General features: G+C 67.1%; 16 protein-coding genes and 1 riboswitch. Of the genes, 8 read left to right on the forward strand and 8 right to left on the reverse strand.

Annotated elements, in window-relative coordinates; genetic code table 11:
- Positions 1-4: 4 nt before the first annotated feature.
- Positions 5-1,081, reverse strand: a complete 1,077-nt coding sequence (locus G6N57_RS11390) for an asparaginase (RefSeq protein WP_077740502.1) — start codon at positions 1,079-1,081, stop codon at positions 5-7.
- 147 nt (positions 1,082-1,228) lie between these two features.
- Between G6N57_RS11390 and G6N57_RS11395 the strand changes: the two genes are divergently transcribed.
- A complete protein-coding gene (locus G6N57_RS11395) occupies positions 1,229-1,630 on the forward strand; it encodes a hypothetical protein (protein WP_077740503.1) in 402 nt (133 codons plus the stop codon).
- Here G6N57_RS11395 and G6N57_RS11400 read toward each other — a convergent pair.
- From G6N57_RS11400 to G6N57_RS31660, 3 genes are all read right to left on the reverse strand, one after another.
- Positions 1,627-2,319, reverse strand: coding sequence for a hypothetical protein (locus G6N57_RS11400; protein ID WP_077740504.1), 693 nt, complete (start codon positions 2,317-2,319; stop codon positions 1,627-1,629). The two genes, G6N57_RS11395 and G6N57_RS11400, sit on opposite strands and share 4 nt — an antisense overlap.
- Before the next feature lie 59 nt (positions 2,320-2,378).
- Entirely contained in the window at positions 2,379-5,060 is a 2,682-nt protein-coding gene (gene mgtA / locus G6N57_RS11405; protein WP_077740505.1) for a magnesium-translocating P-type ATPase, read from the reverse strand.
- A gap of 132 nt (positions 5,061-5,192) precedes the next feature.
- Entirely contained in the window at positions 5,193-5,366 is a 174-nt protein-coding gene (locus G6N57_RS31660) for a hypothetical protein (protein ID WP_097926213.1), read from the reverse strand.
- Between the two features lie 278 nt (positions 5,367-5,644).
- A riboswitch (M-box (ykoK) riboswitch) is annotated at positions 5,645-5,817 on the reverse strand.
- A 221-nt stretch (positions 5,818-6,038) separates the two neighbouring features.
- Between G6N57_RS31660 and G6N57_RS11410 the strand changes: the two genes are divergently transcribed.
- On the forward strand, positions 6,039-6,779 hold the full coding sequence (locus G6N57_RS11410; protein WP_077740506.1) for a P-loop NTPase family protein: 741 nt from the start codon (positions 6,039-6,041) through the stop codon (positions 6,777-6,779).
- Positions 6,780-6,793: 14 nt separating this feature from the next.
- Positions 6,794-8,788: a YhgE/Pip domain-containing protein gene (locus tag G6N57_RS11415; RefSeq protein WP_077740507.1), complete on the forward strand. Its 1,995-nt coding sequence runs from the start codon at positions 6,794-6,796 to the stop codon at positions 8,786-8,788.
- A gap of 67 nt (positions 8,789-8,855) precedes the next feature.
- On the opposite strand, the gene G6N57_RS11420 is transcribed toward G6N57_RS11415, so the two are convergent.
- A complete protein-coding gene (locus tag G6N57_RS11420; RefSeq protein WP_077740508.1) occupies positions 8,856-10,328 on the reverse strand; it encodes a carboxyl transferase domain-containing protein in 1,473 nt (490 codons plus the stop codon).
- Between the two features lie 26 nt (positions 10,329-10,354).
- Between G6N57_RS11420 and G6N57_RS11425 the strand changes: the two genes are divergently transcribed.
- The 5 genes from G6N57_RS11425 (at position 10,355) to G6N57_RS11445 (ending at position 15,349) form a co-directional block, all read left to right on the forward strand.
- Positions 10,355-11,089, forward strand: coding sequence for an enoyl-CoA hydratase (locus tag G6N57_RS11425; RefSeq protein WP_077740509.1), 735 nt, complete (start codon positions 10,355-10,357; stop codon positions 11,087-11,089).
- A gap of 1 nt (position 11,090) precedes the next feature.
- Entirely contained in the window at positions 11,091-12,206 is a 1,116-nt protein-coding gene (locus G6N57_RS11430; RefSeq protein WP_077740510.1) for an MBL fold metallo-hydrolase, read from the forward strand.
- A gap of 66 nt (positions 12,207-12,272) precedes the next feature.
- Complete coding sequence (locus tag G6N57_RS11435) at positions 12,273-14,648, forward strand: cation-translocating P-type ATPase (protein ID WP_077740511.1); 2,376 nt, start codon at positions 12,273-12,275, stop codon at positions 14,646-14,648.
- A gap of 68 nt (positions 14,649-14,716) precedes the next feature.
- The gene (locus G6N57_RS11440) at positions 14,717-14,896 is read left to right on the forward strand and encodes an antitoxin (protein WP_036447720.1); all 180 of its coding nucleotides are present in this window, start codon (positions 14,717-14,719) and stop codon (positions 14,894-14,896) included.
- Between the two features lie 3 nt (positions 14,897-14,899).
- On the forward strand, positions 14,900-15,349 hold the full coding sequence (locus G6N57_RS11445) for a type II toxin-antitoxin system Rv0910 family toxin (protein WP_077740512.1): 450 nt from the start codon (positions 14,900-14,902) through the stop codon (positions 15,347-15,349).
- A 54-nt stretch (positions 15,350-15,403) separates the two neighbouring features.
- On the opposite strand, the gene frdD is transcribed toward G6N57_RS11445, so the two are convergent.
- From frdD to G6N57_RS11460, 3 genes are read right to left on the reverse strand one after another with little or no spacing between them, the layout of a single operon-like run.
- Entirely contained in the window at positions 15,404-15,763 is a 360-nt protein-coding gene (gene frdD / locus G6N57_RS11450) for a fumarate reductase subunit FrdD (protein WP_234815761.1), read from the reverse strand.
- Positions 15,760-16,134: a succinate dehydrogenase/fumarate reductase transmembrane subunit gene (locus G6N57_RS11455; RefSeq protein ID WP_077740514.1), complete on the reverse strand. Its 375-nt coding sequence runs from the start codon at positions 16,132-16,134 to the stop codon at positions 15,760-15,762. Before G6N57_RS11455 ends, frdD begins: the two co-directional genes overlap by 4 nt.
- Positions 16,131-16,874, reverse strand: coding sequence for a succinate dehydrogenase/fumarate reductase iron-sulfur subunit (locus tag G6N57_RS11460; RefSeq protein ID WP_077740515.1), 744 nt, complete (start codon positions 16,872-16,874; stop codon positions 16,131-16,133). Before G6N57_RS11460 ends, G6N57_RS11455 begins: the two co-directional genes overlap by 4 nt.
- Between the last annotated feature and the right edge of the window lies 1 nt (position 16,875).

A 16,875-nucleotide genomic window follows, 5' to 3' on the forward strand; every position in this document is an offset into this window, starting at 1 on the left:
CCGGTCAGCCCCAGCGCTTGATCACCTCCGCCACCGGCTGTTTGGCGGCCAGCGCCGCCATCATCAGCACCCGGGCCTGGCTCGGCCGGAGGTGGGGCACCATCACCGCGCCGGCCTTGACCATGTCGTCACCCGGACCGTATTCGGCGATGACCTCTCCGTCCGGGACCCGGCTGGAGATGCCGAAGGCGACGCCGGCCGGCGCGTGCCGGCGCACCGCGTCGACCACACCTTCACCGGCGTTGCCGGATCCCAGTGCCTCCACGACGATTCCGCGCGCGCCGGCCGCCACCGCGGCATCGATGGGCCCGGCGCCGTCGCCCGGGTAGGCCGCGACGACGTTGACCGGCGGGGCGCCGGCCGCCGGTACGTCAGCGATGAAGGGCCGCTGCGCGGGGTGGTCCAGCTTGAAGGTGTCCTCGGCGACCGATCCGATCGGCGCGGTGCCGCCGAACGCGTGGAGATCCTGGGTGTTCACCTTGTGCGTCCCCAAGGCCTGAAACACGTCACCGGCGAACGTGATCATCACGCCCTGGTCGCGGGCAGCCGGACTGGACGCCACGGTCAGCGCGTTCCGCAGATTGGTCGGCCCGTCGGCATCCGGGGCGTCGGAACTACGCTGTGCCCCGGTCAACACGATCGGTGCAGGCCCGTTGTAGGTGACGTCCAGCCACATCGCCGTGTCTTCCATGGTGTCGGTGCCGTGGGTGATGACGACACCGGAAGCGCCGTCGGCCACGGCCTTCTTGGCGGCCGTTCCGATCACATCCCAGTCGGCCGGGGTCAGCTGCGAGCTGTCCTTCTTCATGACATCCACGACCTGGACGTCCAGGCCTGCCGCCAGGTCCGCACCGCTGACGGTCGGGCGGCGCACGCCGTTGGCATCGGTGCTCGTCGCGATGGTCCCCCCGGTGGTGATCACCACGACGCGGCCGGCTGTCGATTCGCCCTTGGCGCCGTCCGGGGTTGTCGTCGCTTCAGGCGAAGTCGTGTTGGTCGAACACGCCGTGAGCGCGACCGTGAGCAGGAATGTGCCCATCGCCAGTCGCGACCAGGCGGGGCGGGCTGGGGAGTACGTCATGGGGCAGACGCTACGGCGACAGGTGAAGACGCACGGGCGTTTTCCCGCTCCCCGTTCACGGTGCCGAGTGTCGCGTTGTTGTCGAAATCTGGCTGATTTCTCGCACACAAGCCGACGTTCGGCCGACATTGCTGCGAGGATTGGTTCATGCCCACCGGTCGTATGCCCGCTGTCCTCGGACGGCGGGCATGCGCCGCGCTGGCTGCCTGCTCGGCGGCGTTGCACGCGGTCATGCTCGGCCATTCGGGCAATCTGTTCGCGGGTGCCGTGCTTGGCACGATGATCATCGGGTGCCTGTTCTGCGCACGTGACCTCTGGTCGCGCGGCACGCTGGGGGTCTGGTGCGCGGTGGCGCTGATGAACCTCGCGATGATCGCTCTGCACGCCCCGATGCCCGGGCACCACCACGGCGCCGGAGCCGGCCCGATGCCTGCCCAGCCGGCGCTCATGAGCGTCACGGTGTACCTGGCCCTGCTCGAAGTCGCCATCGCCGCGGCGGTGTTGACGGTCCGTACCCGGCACCGCTCGGTGATCAGCCCGTCGGTCTAGGCCTCCAGTTCTCCGAGGATCTTGCGTTCAATACTGGCCCGCGTGGTACCCGGCAGCACGATGAGCCCGTCGAGCTCCTTCTGTGCCCGTGCATAGGCACCGCGCCGTTCATCCGGTGTCGCACCGTCATCGGAGGCGAGCCGCAGCAGTTGTTGTGCCCGGGCGATGCGTTCCTGGGCGGCTTCCGAGAAGTCGCTGCGCCGCCTGCGAATCGCCTCGGCCTCGGCGATGTCGAACGCCGTCACGTAGTCGTGTACCGCGTCGCGGTACTCGAGCTGCGCCGCGCGGTCACCGCGCAGATCCTCGGGACGCTCAGGTCGCAGCAGGTCCGCGCGGCCACGGGCCCGGTGGAATGCGATGGTCAGCGGATCGCGCATATCGGTCATCAGCGGGAAGTCGAGCAACTTGGCGATGTCGATCTCGTAGTCGAGCCACCGGTCGTTGGTGTGGTCGTGCTGTGCGAGCACCTTGGCCAGTTCCCGCTGATATGCGGCGTCCGCCGATTTGGCCGCTCCGGCGGCGCGGGCGATCTCGACCTTCGTCTGCTGCTTGATGCGGTAACGCTCCAGCCGCCGTTGGGCCCGGCGCTCGTTGGCTGCGGCCACGGCCCGGATGCCGCCGCCGATCATTCCTCCCAGCGGGAAGATCAGCCACCAGAAGTTCCCTGCGAATTGCCACAGAGGTTCCACAACTCCACAATGCCATCGACCGCGACGACCCCCGCCGCGGTCGATGGCATCTCAGCTGGTCAGAACCACTGACCGAACTTGCGGATGTAGATGGTCTTCACGGTCTGGGCGACAACGCAGTAGGACACCAGTGTGGCGACCAGCCATCCGAAGTACGCCCACGGCAGCGGCTGCAATCCGACGGCCGCGCCCAGCGGCGAGAACGGGATCAGGATCCCGAGTACGCAGACCGCCCCGGTCGTCAGCAGTACCGGCAGCGCCGCGGTGCTCTGGATGAACGGGATCTTCTGGGTCCGCAGCATGTGCACGACCAGGGTCTGCGACAGCAGGCTTTCGATGAACCAGCCCGATTGGAACAGCGACTGCATGTCGGGTGAGTTGGCAGCGAAGACGTACCACATCACCGCGAAGGTGGTGATGTCGAAGATCGATGACGTCGGTCCCATCCAGATCATGAAGCGGCCGATGTTCCTGGCATCCCACTTGCGCGGCTTGAGCAGAAACTCCTTGTCCATGCGGTCCCACGGCAGGGCCAGTTGGGAGATGTCGTACAGCAGGTTCTGGATCAGCAGATGGATCGCCAGCATGGGCAGGAACGGGATGAAGGCGCTGGCCACCAATACCGAGAACACATTGCCGAAGTTCGAGCTGGCGGTCATGTTCAGGTACTTGATGATGTTTCCGAACGTCTCGCGGCCCTTGACCACGCCCTCTTCGAGCACCATCAGGCTCTTCTCGAGCAGGATGATGTCCGCCGATTCCTTGGCGATGTCGGTGCCGGTGTCCACCGAGATGCCCACGTCCGCATCGCGCAACGCCGGGGCGTCGTTGATGCCGTCGCCCAGGAAGCCGACGGTGTGCCCGTTGGCCTGCAGCGCCCGCAGCACCCGCGACTTCTGCAGCGGGGACAACTTCGCGAACACGGTTGTCTCGTCGGCAACGCGGCGGAGCTCGTCGTCGTCGAGGGCGTCGATCTGGGAGCCGAGAACCGGCCGGCCGGGGTCGAGTCCCACCTCGTGACAGATCTTGGCGCTGACCACCTCGTTGTCACCGGTGAGGACCTTCACGGTGACGCCGTGTTCGGCCAGTGCCGTCAGCGCCGGCGCTGCCGTCTCCTTGGGCGGATCGAGGAAGGTGAGAAAGCCGTGGACGACGAGGTCCCGCTCATCTTCGACGCCGTACCGGTGTGTGCGCGCAATGCGCGGGATCTCCCGGGTGGCCACCAGCAGCACCCGGAACCCCTCGCGGTTGTAGTCGCGGGCCGTCGCCCCCAGCGCCGCGCGGTCGGCATCGGTGAGCGGCCTGACCGCCGTGCCGTCCCACAACTCGGTGGACACCGCCAGCATCTCCTCGACCGCTCCCTTGCAGACGAGCAGGTGATTGCGGTCGACGTCCTGCACGACGACGGACAGCCGGCGTCGCTCGAAGTCGAACGGAAGTTCGTCGACCTTGCGGTAGGCCGAGGCGGCGAGCAGCGCCTCGGGTGTTCCTTCGGCGAAGTGCAGGACAGCGCGGTCCATCAGATTCTTGACGCCGCTCTGGTGAAAGCTGTTGAGCCAGGCCAGGGCGAGCACATTGTCGTCGCGGTCGCCCCGGATGTCCGCGTGATGCTCGAGGATGATCCGGTCCTGGGTGAGGGTTCCGGTCTTGTCGGTGCACAGCACGTCCATCGCGCCGAAGTTCTGGATCGCGTTGAGGCGCTTCACCACGACCTTGCGACGCGACAGTGCGACGGCACCCTTGGCGAGGTTGGATGACACGATCATCGGCAGCATCTCGGGGGTGAGCCCGACCGCGACGGCGAGCGCGAACAGGACCGCCTCGGGCCAGTCGCCCTTGGTGAAACCGTTGATCAGCAACACGATCGGCACCATCACCGACATGAAGCGGATCAGCAGCCAGCTCACGCTGTTGACGCCCCGGTCGAAGGCCGTCTCCGCGCGTGAGCCCACGATCGCGGTGGCCAGCGACCCGAAATAGGTGTGTCCGCCGGTCGATACGACGACCGCGGTCGCGGTGCCGCTCACCACGTTGGTGCCCATGAAGCAGATGCCGGGCAGGTCGAGCGGGTCGGCCTCGTCGTCGGCGACGGCGGTGTCGTACTTCTCCACCGGCAGGGCCTCGCCCGTCAGCGCTGCCTGGCTGACGAACAGGTCGCGGGAATCGATCAGGCGGATGTCGGCGGGGATCATGTCGCCGGCCGACAGTTGGACGATGTCACCGGTGACGATCTGTGCCATCGGGACTTCCATGAGTTCGGGTGTGGCATCCGGGCTGGCCCGGCGCCGCACCGTCGCGGTGTTCCGCACCATCGCCTTGAGCGTCTCGGCCGCTTTGCCCGAGCGGTACTCCTGCCAGAACCGCAGCAGGGCGCTGAGCGCGACCATGGTGACGATGATCAGGACGCCGGTGCAGTCCGCGTCCTGCCCGGCTCGGAGCGGCAGGTAGATGTCGGTGACCGAACTGATGGCGGCCAGCGCCATCAGTACCGCGATGAACGGGTTCTTGAACGCCTCCAGGAACTGGAGAAGGGCGGGCGGCGCCTTGTCGTGGGCGACCTCGTTGGGGCCGTCGTCGGCCAGCCGCTCGGCGGCATCCTCGATGGTCAGGCCGTCCAGGTGGCCTCTGACATTGGCCAGCGTGACGTCCAGCTCGTTGTGTGCCTCAGCGGCTGCTCGCAGGGACAGGCGGTCGGCGGGCCCGGTGGGGGCCAGAGCGGTCTGCTCGACAGCGGTGTTCATCTGGCTGCTCCTGTCGGTGGTGCGCGCGCACCACAAGTCACACCGAACCGCCTGGGGGAGGACGGATTCGGTGGACTTGAGGTGGTGCTCGGATTGAAAGGTGTTCTGATCGAATTGATTTGGCCTACCCGCTCAACGAGCGGAATGTGAGCCGCCGCCCAGGGAAGCGGTCAGGACCGCCACCGGGGTGTTGCTCATCCTCAGGTTGTGCCGCTCCTGCGGGGTCAGCGACGCGCGGGTGTGGATCCACGCGATCGGGCCCTTCACCAGGCCTTGGGTACGAAGAAGAAAGCTGTTGCGCTGCATGGGACAACTCCATCTGAATCGGAGCTCTCCGTGTCGGTAGGCATGCGGCAACCACTCACCGCGGGTTGTCCGGGGTGGCGGGTCTACGCAGTCATCGACAGCGGAAAGGTGTTTATGGACAGACGTTTTCGAATCGGACTGGGATACGGACTGTCACTTGACGTCATGTCGTCGTCACCTCCTCGCTGTCGGGCGCACGGGGCGCTGGCCTTGACGCGATCGTCAGATACAAACGCTGAAGAGGAAGTTGGCCACATGGCCGAACGCGCCGGCTGGCGCGAGCACTTCCTCATCAGAGCTTTGGCACTACACGACGTGTCCCACCAGAGGTGGGAAGCCACTTCGGGTCATCCCTTAGGCCGGGAAGACCTGTCCTAACCCTGGGCGTCTCTCGACGTCGTCGGATCAGTGGCCTGTGTTCGTGTAGGAGCCTCACCTAACGAAGCGCGGTTTTCATTAGAAACCCTACACCGGGAGATTGTCAACACGTCCGCCGTCGGACCTCCGACTCCAAATCGGTTGTGTCAGTTCGGCAATGACACGTCACGGGCTGAGCGTGACCGTCGTCACCGAAAGTCTCCGGGCGTTTCCGCAGAGTTCACCCGAGAATCGGCAGGCAACCGGGGTTTGCGGTTGCCTGTGCGCACCCGCTCGATGTGTTGTGATGTGCCTATGCCTGAGCAAAGTCTCGAGCCGGACACCGACGAGGACGAGCGAAAGCCACCGGCAATCACCGCGCGCGCGATCGCCATGCGCGGGCCATGGGGTCCGGTGTACGGGCCGGTCGACCTCGACATCGAGGAGGGCGGCGTCACGGTGCTGGTCGCGCCGGCAGGTACCGGTCGCACCGCGCTGCTGATGACGCTGGCCGGGCGGATGAAAACCGCGCGCGGGCAGCTGACCGTGTTCGGGCGTACCCGGGCGGCCGATATCTTCCGCGTCGCCGCGCTCGCCGGGATCGACGAACTCGACACGGTGTCGGAGTCGGTCACGGTACGCGACCTGGTGACCGAGCAACGTCGATGGGACGCACCCTGGTACACGCTGGTGGGCCGGGCGGACGACGAAGCGCTGGCCGCGATGTGCGCGCCGGTGTTCGGTGATCTGCCGCTGCCGTCGCTGACGTCGTACTTCGACGGGCTCACCGAACTCGACCAGATCCTGCTGCGTATCGCCCTGGCCAACACCGGAACCCCGCCGCTGCTGGTGGTCGGCAACCTCGACCATCTCACCGACGACCGCAACCGGGACATCCTGCTCGGGCGGCTGTTCGCACTGGGGGAGAAGCAAACCGTGATCACCGCGACGGTCAACGGCGTGCCCGGCCATCTGGCTTCGGCGGTACGGGCGCAGCTGACAGTGCCCAACACCACACTGGCCGAGTTGGCCGGTTCGCAGAAAGGTGGCAAGTAGCCGTGCTAGCCGGAATGTCGTTGGGCACAGACCTCAAACGCTTCTCGCGCGGGACGATGCCGCGGATCGCGCTCGTCACGGTGATCCTGCTGCCGCTGCTGTACGGCGCGATGTACCTGTGGGCGTTCTGGAACCCGTTCGGTGAGGTGAACAAGGTCCCGGTGGCGTTGGTCAACGAGGATCAGGGCACCGTCGCCGAGGGCCAGCAGATCAAGGCGGGCGACGAGGTCGCCGATGCTTTGGTGGACTCGGGACAGCTTCAGCTGCACCGGGTTTCGGCGCAGGAGGCGGCCGACGGGGTGGCCAGCGGAAAGTACTACTTCTCGATCACCCTGCCGGAGGATTTCAGCACCAGCATCTCCTCGCCGTCGGGTGGATCACCGCACCAGGCCAACGTGCGCTTCACGTTCAACGACGCCAACAACTACCTGGGTTCGATCATCGGCCAGAACGCGGCCCGTGAGGTGATCAACCAGATCAACGCGAACATCGGCGAACGCACGGTCGGCACCGTGCTGACCGGGCTGACCGACGCCGGGGCCGGTCTGATCAAGGCGGCCGACGGCGCGCAGCAATTGGCCGACGGGAGTGCCGCGGCCAATGACGGCGCGCACCGGTTGTCCACCGGGGCGGACGCCCTGACCGCGGGTCTGGTCACCGCGCGGGACGGCTCTTCCCAGTTGGCCGCGGGCACCCGGCAACTGACGACGGCGGTCGACACCGCCACCGATCCGCTGCTCACGGTGCTGGACCGGGTCAGCGGGCTCGGCCTGGACCCCAACGAGGTCGGCATGGCCGCGCAGCGGCTCTCGGGGGCCGTGCGCTCGACCACCGACCGGATCGCCGCGTTGAACATCGACCAGGCCCAGGCCGCGGCGATCGTGGACCAGGCGGTCGGGATCCTGCGCAACAGCCCGGATCCCACGGTGCGCGACACGGGGGAGTTCCTGGCCGGAGCGCAACGGCTGCTGCAGGCGCGCGGTCTGGACCCCACCACCGACGAGGGTCTGATCCGGCTGCGCGACAACGCCGCCCAGCTGGAGAACGAGCTGGGTGATCCGAACAGCAAACTGCGGGTGTTCATCACCAAGGCGCTCACCGGCGGTTTGCGCTCCGACGTCGTCAAATTGCGGGACGGCGCCCACCAACTCAACACCGGCGCCCAGCGACTCAACAGCGGCCTGGTGCAGCTGGCCAACGGCGGGCGTCAACTGTCCAGTGGGGCAGGCGAACTCGCTGCCGGTACGGAGAAGCTACAGGCGGGTAATCAGCAACTGGCCACCGCGTTGAAGGAGGGCTCGACCCAGGTCCCGTCGTGGACCCCGCAGCAGCGCACCGAGGTGGCGCGCACCCTGGCCGCACCTGTGGCGCTGGACATCCAAACGCACAATCCGGCCGCCACGTTCGGCACCGGTTTCGCCCCGTTCTTCCTGCCGCTGGCGTTGTTCATCGGCGCGCTCATCATCTGGATGTTGTTGAAGCCGTTGCAGTCCCGCCCGGTGGTCAACGGGCTGGGGGCGTTGCGGGTGGTGCTGGCCTCCTACTGGCCCGCCCTGCTGATCGTGTTCTGCCAGGTCGTGGTGATGTACGTGGTGGTGCACTTCGGGGTCGGCCTGCAGGCCAAATACCCGCTGGCCACCGTGGCGTTCCTGCTGTTGGTCGCGGGCACGTTCCTGGCTCTGATCCAGGCGTTCAACGCGCTGTTCGGGGTGTCGGTCGGCCGGGTGGTGACGCTGGCGTTCCTGATGCTGCAACTGGTTTCGGCAGGCGGCATCTATCCGGTGGAGACCACCGCGAAACCGTTCCAGATCCTGCACCCGGTCGATCCGATGACCTACGCGGTCAACGGTCTTCGCCAGCTGATCGTGGGCGGGATCGATTCCCGGTTGTGGATCGCGATCGCGGTGCTGCTCGGTGTGCTGGTGGTGTCGCTGGCGGGCAGTTCGTGGGCCGCGCGAAGAGACCGGCAGTACACGATGGACAGGTTGCACCCGCCGATCGAAGTGTGAGGCCGCGTGCGTAACGCCACGGCGAGATTTCCGCCTGATTTTCGCCGTGGCGTTACGTACGACGAACTCAGCCCAGCCCGATACGCCGATAGCGATCGAGCCGGGTCCGCAGTCGCTGGTCGTCGGGCACCGCACGCAATCGGGCCAGCTCGCCTGCGATGGCCGTCGAGAGCCGCGCCGTGAAGGCCCGTGGTTCGTCGGCGGCATCGGGATGTTCGGGCACGATCGCGTCGGCGATGCCGTTGCGCAGCAGATCGACAGACCGAACCCCTTGTCCGGCAGCCAGTTCCGCGGCGTGTGCGGTGTCTCGGTAGACGATCGCGCTGGCGCCCTCGGGAGGTAGCGGCGCCAGCCAGCCGTTGGCGGCGGCCAGCACCCGGTCGGCGGGCACCATCGCCAGCGCGGGCCCGCCGCTGCCCTGACCCATCAGCACCGACACCGTGGGCGTGTTCAGCGTGACCAATTCGGCCAGACAGCGGGCGATCTCGCCGGCCAGCCCGCCCTGCTCGGCCTCGATCGACAGGGCCGGGCCCGGGGTGTCGATCACCAGAACCAGCGGCAGCTGCAGTCCGGCCGCCAAGGCCATGCCGCGTCGCGCCTCACGCAGTGCACCGGGCCCGACCAGCCCGCCTTCGCTGCGGCGCTGCCCGACCACCACCGCGGGCTGTCCGCCGAAGCGGGCCAGCGCCAGTAGCATCGTCGCGGCCTCGCCGCGTTCGGTGCCGGAGAGCAACACGCGGTCGGTGGCGCCGTGCCGCAGCAGGTACCCGACGCCGGGCCGGTCCGGCCGTCGCGATGCCAGCACCGACTCCCAGGCAGGCACTTCGGGCAGAGGTTCGGGGACCACGGCGGCCGGAGGCGAGGCAGGAGGGTCCAAGATCACCCGCAGCGTGCGGTCCAGGGTGTCGCGCAGCAGGGCGAGCGGCACCACCCCGTCGATCACACCGTGGGCGTGCAGGTTCTCGGCGGTCTGCACCCCGGACGGGAACGGTTCGCCGTACAGGTGCTCGTACACCCGCGGGCCGAGGAAGCCGATGAGTGCGCCCGGCTCGGCGGCGGTGACGTGCCCGAGCGAACCCCAGGAGGCGAACACCCCGCCGGTGGTGGGGTGGCGCAGGTACACCAGGTAGGGCAGGTGGGCCTGCTTGTGCAGTTCGACGGCGGCGGCGATCTTGACCATCTGCAGGAAGGCCACGGTGCCTTCCTGCATGCGCGTGCCTCCGGAGCTCGGCGAGGCCAGCAGCGGCAGCCCCTCGGCTGTGGCTCTGGTCACCGCGGCCGTGATCCGCTCGGCGGCGGCCACCCCGATCGAGCCGGCCAGGAAGTCGAACTCGCAGGCCACCACCGCCACGCGGCGGCCGAAGATGGTGCCTTCGCCGGTCAGCACGGATTCGTCGAGCCCGGTCTTCGCCGCCGCTTCGGCCAGTTCGCGCTGGTAGTCCGCAGAACGGGCGATTTCAAGGGGCGGGGTGTCCCAGCTCTGGAACGAACCCTCGTCGAGCACTGCATCACGAAGCGCGCGGGCGCCGATCCGACTCACCGCTTGAGCGTATATAGGCTGACCACATGATTGGTGTGACCAGAGACGGTAGTGTCCTGACCCTGGAACTGCAACGCGAAGAGCGGCGCAACGCGCTGAACTGCGAGCTTGTCGACGCCCTGCGGGAGGCGGTCGAGCATGCCGCCGAGCAGGACATCCGGGCCATCGTGCTGACCGGAGCCGGTCCGGTGTTCAGTTCGGGAGCCGACCTCACCGACGCCGCGGGGATGGCCGAGAAGCTGCCCGACAAGGCGCTGGCGTTGAACCTGGCGATCGACAAGGCCCCTGTGCCGGTCATCGGCGCGATCAACGGCCCGGCCATCGGCGCGGGTGTGATCTTGTCCATGATCTGCGATCTGCGGGTCGTCGCCCCCGAGGCCTACTTCCAGTTCCCGGTCGCCAAGTACGGCCTGGCCTTGGACAACTGGAGCATCCGCAGGCTGACCTCGCTGGTTGGCTACGGCCGGGCGCGGGGCATGCTGCTCGGCGCCGAGAAGCTGACCTCTGAGACCGCATTGCAGACCGGCATGGCCAACCGCATCGGCACCCTGGCCGACGCCCAGAAGTGGGCGGCCGAGCTGGCCGGGTTCGCGCCGCTGGCGCTGCAGCACGCCAAGCGTGTGCTCAACGACGACGGCGCCTACGAAGAATCGTGGCCGGCGCACAAGGAGCTGTTCGACAAGGCGTGGGCGTCCAAGGACGTCATCGAGGCGCAGGTGGCCCGCATCGAGAAGCGTCCGCCGAACTTCACCGGGGCCTGACGTGCTGGGCGCTGCGCTGCGGTTCGGGGCCAGGTCGGCGTCCCTGCTGGCCGGCGGGTGGTTGTTGCGCGCGCTGAACGGTACCTACGCCTCGGTGGGCGCCCTGCCCCGCGACATCCGCCCCGTGGCACAGCGGTCCACGCAGTACGCCGATGGTGTGTTCGTCAATATCGAGCCGGCCTCGCCCGGTATCAGCATGAGCTCCGAGGAGTGGCGCATGCTGATCGCCGAGATGTTCGGCCCGCGCTCGGCCAGCCGGCCGCCCGGTCCGATCCCGCTGGCCGAGCCTGTCGTGTCGGCTGACGCTGCTGGTCAGGCGTGCGCGGTGTCCTGGTATGGCCACTCCACGGCGCTGATCGAGATCGACGGCTACCGGGTGCTGACCGACCCGGTCTGGAGCGAGCGCTGTTCGCCGTCGCGGGTGGTGGGCCCGCAACGGTTGCACGAACCTCCGCTGCCGCTGGAGGCGCTGCCTGCCGTCGACGCCGTGGTGATCAGCCACGATCACTACGACCACCTCGATATCGAGACCGTGCTGGGCCTGGCCCGCACGCAGCGCGCGCCGTTCGTGGTGCCGCTGGGGATCGGGGCGCATCTGCGCAAGTGGCGGATACCCGAGGACCGCATCGTCGAGCTGGACTGGAACGAGAGCCACCGGATCGGCGAGCTGACCCTGGTGTGCACACCGGCCCGGCACTTCTCGGGGCGGCTGTTCCAGCGCAACACCACGCTGTGGGCATCGTGGGCGATCATCGGGCCGCAGCATCGGGCGTTCTTCGGCGGGGATACCGGCTATACCAAGAGTTTCTCCGAAATCGGTTCGGAATACGGGCCTTTCGACCTGACCCTGCTGCCGGTCGGGGCGTATCACCCGAGTTGGCCCGACATCCACATGAACCCCGAGGAAGCGGTGCGCGCCCACCTGGACGTGACCGATTCCGGCCTGCTGGTGCCGGTGCACTGGGCGACGTTCCGGCTGGCCCCGCACCCGTGGGCGGATCCGGTGCGACGCTTGCTGACGGCCGCCGACCCGGCGGGGGTGCAGATCGCGGTGCCGCGTCCCGGGCAACGGGTGGACGCCGAATCCGCGGCGCTCGATCCGTGGTGGGAGTTCTGACCGCCTCCGGGTGGCAAACTGACGTCTGATCATCACGACCGAAGACGGGACGAGGACTTTGCGCGTATGACGACGATCAATGTCACTGGTCTCACCGAAGCCGAGGTGGCCCAGCGGGTTGCCGAGGGTAAGAGCAACGATGTCCCGACGCGCGCCGCGCGCAGCATCTCGGATATCGTCCGCGGCAACGTGTTCACCAGGATCAACGCGATCCTGGGTGTGCTGTTCCTGATCGTGATGTCCACCGGGTCGGTGATCAACGGCGCGTTCGGCCTGCTGATCATCGCCAACAGCGCGATCGGCATCATCCAGGAGATCCGCGCCAAGCAGACCCTGGACAAGCTGGCCATCGTCGGCCAGGCCAAGCCCACCGTGCGCCGCGAATCCGGTAGCCGTGCAGTGCTGCCCAGTGAGGTGGTGCTCGACGACATCATCGAACTCGGGCCCGGTGATCAGATCGTGGTGGACGGCGAGATCATCGAGGAATCCAACCTCGAGGTCGACGAATCTCTGCTGACCGGTGAGGCCGATCCGATCGTCAAGGGCGTGGGCGAGGCGGTGATGTCGGGCAGTTTCGTGGTCGCGGGCTCGGGCGCGTACCGGGCCACCAAGGTCGGACACGAGGCCTACGCCGCCAAGCTCGCCGAAGAGGCCTCCAAGTTCACCCTGGTGAAATCCGAACTGCGCAACGGCATCAACAAGATTCTGCAGTTCATCACCTACCTGCTGGTGCCCGCCGGTCTGCTCACCATCTACACCCAGCTGTTCACCACCCACGCCGACTGGCACGACGCGGTGCTGCGCATGGTGGGCGCCCTGGTGCCGATGGTGCCCGAAGGTCTGGTGCTGATGACCTCGATCGCGTTCGCGGTCGGCGTGGTGCGGCTGGGCCGGCGCCAGTGCCTGGTCAATGAGCTGCCCGCGATCGAGGGTCTGGCCCGCGTCGATGTGGTGTGTGCCGACAAGACCGGCACGCTGACCGAAAACGGTATGCGGGTCAGCGATTTGAAGTCCTTCACCGCAGATGACGTCGCCCAGGTGCTGGCGCAGCTGGCCGCCGATGACGCGCGGCCCAACGCCAGCATGGTGGCCATCGCAGAGGCCTACAAGATGCCGCCGGGCTGGACGGCCACCGCGACCGCGCCGTTCAAGTCGGCCACCAAGTGGAGTGGCGCGTCCTACGGGGAGCACGGCAACTGGGTGATCGGCGCCCCGGATGTGTTGCTGGACTCCAGCTCGCCGGTGGCCGAGCAGGCCGAGGAGATCGGCGCCAAGGGCCTGCGGGTGCTGCTGGTCGGGTCGTCCGATCTGGCGGTCGACGCCCCGCAGGCCCCGGGGACCGTCACTCCCGTCGCACTGGTGGTGCTCGAGCAGCGGATCCGGCCCGACGCCGGTGACACCCTTGATTACTTTGCTTCCCAGCATGTTTCGGTGAAGGTGATCTCCGGGGACAACGCCGTGTCGGTGGGCGCGGTGGCCGGCAAGCTCGGACTGCACGGCGAGACGATGGACGCCCGGCAGCTGCCCCACGAGCCGGATCAGCTGGCCGACGCGCTGGAGGAGTACACCACGTTCGGCCGGGTGCGTCCGGATCAGAAGCGGGCCATGGTGCATGCCCTGCAGTCGCGCGGGCACACCGTGGCCATGACCGGGGACGGCGTCAACGACGTGCTGGCCCTCAAAGACGCCGACATCGGTGTCGCGATGGGGTCGGGCAGTTCGGCCTCGCGTGCGGTGGCACAGATCGTGTTGCTGGACAACAAGTTCGCCACGCTGCCCTATGTGGTCGGCGAGGGCCGCCGGGTGATCGGCAACATCGAGCGGGTCTCGAACCTGTTCCTCACCAAAACCGTGTACTCGGTGCTGCTGGCCATCCTGGTCGGGCTGGCCGGACTGTCCGCTGAATTGTTCGACACCGACCCGCTGTTGTTCCCGTTCCAGCCGATCCACGTCACCATCGCGGCCTGGTTCACCATCGGCATCCCGGCCTTCATCCTGTCGTTGGCCCCGAACAACGAGCGGGCCCACTCCGGTTTCGTGCGCCGGGTGATGACGGCGGCGCTGCCCTCGGGCCTGGTGGTGGGCACCGTCACCTTCGTCTCCTACCTGGTGGCCTATCAGGGCCGGGAAGCCAGCGCGGTGGAGCAGACCCAGGCCTCGACGGCGGCACTGATCACGTTGCTGGTGTCCTCACTGTGGGTGCTGTCGGTGGTGACCCGGCCATATGAGTGGTGGCGCGTGGCGCTGGTCGCGATCTCGGGTCTGGCCTATGTGCTGATCTTCTGTTTGCCACTGGCTCAGCGGCTGTTCATGCTGGATCCGTCGAATCTCAAGGTCACCGGCATCGCGCTGGGCATCGGCCTGGTCGGGGCCGGGTTGATCGAGGTGCTGTGGTGGGTCCAGGGCATGGTGCTGGGGGAGAAGCGCCGGTTGTGGAGATAGCTGGCAGCGAGGACAATGTGCGAGGTTCGGTTGAACACCGAGAAATGTCGAGAAGATAGGGTGGGAAAATGGGATTCCTGGACAAGGCCAAGGACCTTCTGTCTCAGAACGCGGACAAGGTAGAGCAGGCCATCGACAAGGCCGGCGACATCGTCGACGAGAAGACGCAGGGCAAGTACTCCGGCGCGGTCGACAAGGCACAGGAAGCGGCGAAGAACGCCATCAACAAGGAAGAACCGCAGCAGTAACTTATGGCTAAATTGTCTGTCTCCGTCGATGTTCCATTGCCGCCGGAGAAGGCGTGGGAGTACGCCTCTGATCTGTCCCGGTACGACGAGTGGCTCAGCATCCACCGCGCCTGGCGGTCGAAGTTGCCCGAGACCCTGGAAAAGGGCACGGTCATCGACTCGATCGTCGAAGTCAAGGGCATGCTGAACCGTGTGAAGTGGACGCTGGTGAATTACAAGCCACCGCAGTCCCTGACCCTCAACGGCGATGGCCGTGGCGGGGTAAAGGTCAAGCTGATCGGAAAGATCGCTCCGGCCCAGGTTGACGGCGGCGAGGGCGCGAAAGTGTCCTTCGACGTGCATCTAGGAGGGCCTGCCCTGTTCGGGCCGATCGGCATGGTGGTCGCGGCCGCGCTCAAGGGCGATATCCAGCAGTCGCTGAACAAGTTCAAGGCGCTCTACGCGTCGTCGTAGTTTCTCGTGCGAGCAGTCCCCGCGAGCCTCGCGTTCGCCGGGGACTGTTCGGCGTCAGAGGGTGAGTAGCACCCAGATCGCCGCGATCGAGCCCAGAACCGCTGTGCCGTAACTGCACACCGCGATCACTCGATCGAAGCGGCCCAATTTCAGGCCGTGTTCGAGCATGAAGCGGAACCGGTGCGCCCAGTGGAACAACCCGAGCACGAAGATGCCGGCCAGCACGATCCTGGTCAGCGGATTGCGCGCCAGCGCGAGTAGATGTGCCGGATCAGGTGCGTCGAGCAGGCCGAGCGGGAACACGACGCCGAACAGCAGCATCAGCACCGGCAGCGTCAGCGCCGTCACCATGCCGCCGGCCGAGAACAACAGCCAGAAGAACGGTTCCGGCGTCCTACGGGCCGGCGCACTCACGTCAGCACCACCCATGCGATCACCGCCGAGACAACGAGCCATGCCACGTAATGCCCGGCGAGCACCGCGTCCGCGGGCACCCGCCGGCCCCGCAGGTGCACGACCATCGCGCGAGGGGCCAGGCCGAACCAGGTCACGGTGTGCAACAACAGGAAAGCCAGTACCACCAGGTTCAGCGCGATCACCAGCGGATGCCTGCTGAAGTTCTGAAACCAGTCGTAGTGCCCGCTGCCGAGCGCCCAGACCAGCAATCCCAGGTACACCACCGACCAGGCCACGGCCTCGCAGCTGGCCTCGCGCAGCATGTACCGCAGGTAGGAACCTCGTTTGAGCCACCACAGGAGCGGGACGGGCTGTCGATAGGTCGTCATCGCGCGGCCCTCGGCAGCAGCAGGCTCTTCGCGGAATGTGTTGCCGCCGTGAGCTTGTAGCGCTGGATCGCGCCGGCCGGATCGACCCCCTTCGGGCAGGCCACCGAGCACTCGCCGACATAGGTGCAGGCCCACGCCCCGTCGGCGGCGGCCAGCACGTCGCGACGGTCCTCGGCCCCTTCGTCGCGGGAGTCCAGGTTGTACCGCTGGGCCAACGCGATCGCCGCCGGCCCGAGGAAGTCTGGATCCAGTGCATAGACAGGGCACGCCGAGTAGCACAGCATGCAGTTGATGCACATGCTGAACTGCTTGAACTCCTCCAGTTCGGCTGGCGTTTGGCGGTATTCGCCGTCCTCCGGCGCAGCGTCGTCGTCGCGGATGATCCACGGTTTGACCCGGGGGAGTTTGGTCATGAAGTCGCTGATGTCGACGACGAGATCGCGGATCACCGGGAAGTTGCGCATCGGCTCGATCCGCACCGGCCCCGGCAGGTAGTCGACGAGGAAGGTGGCGCACGCGAGCTTCGGGTCACCGTTGACCGTCATGCCGCAGCTGCCGCAGATCCCCATCCGGCACGACCACCGGAAACTCAGCGTGCCGTCGAGCCGGTCCTTGATGTAGTTCAGTCCGTCCAGAACCGCCCATTCCCGGGTGAGCGGAACGTCGTAGGACTGGAACACCGGCTCGCTGTCGGTTTCTGGTCGATACCGGGCCACTTCCATGACAATTCGGTCTGCCATC

The sequence above is a fragment of the Mycolicibacterium boenickei genome (assembly GCF_010731295.1).
Lineage (GTDB): Bacteria > Actinomycetota > Actinomycetes > Mycobacteriales > Mycobacteriaceae > Mycobacterium > Mycobacterium boenickei.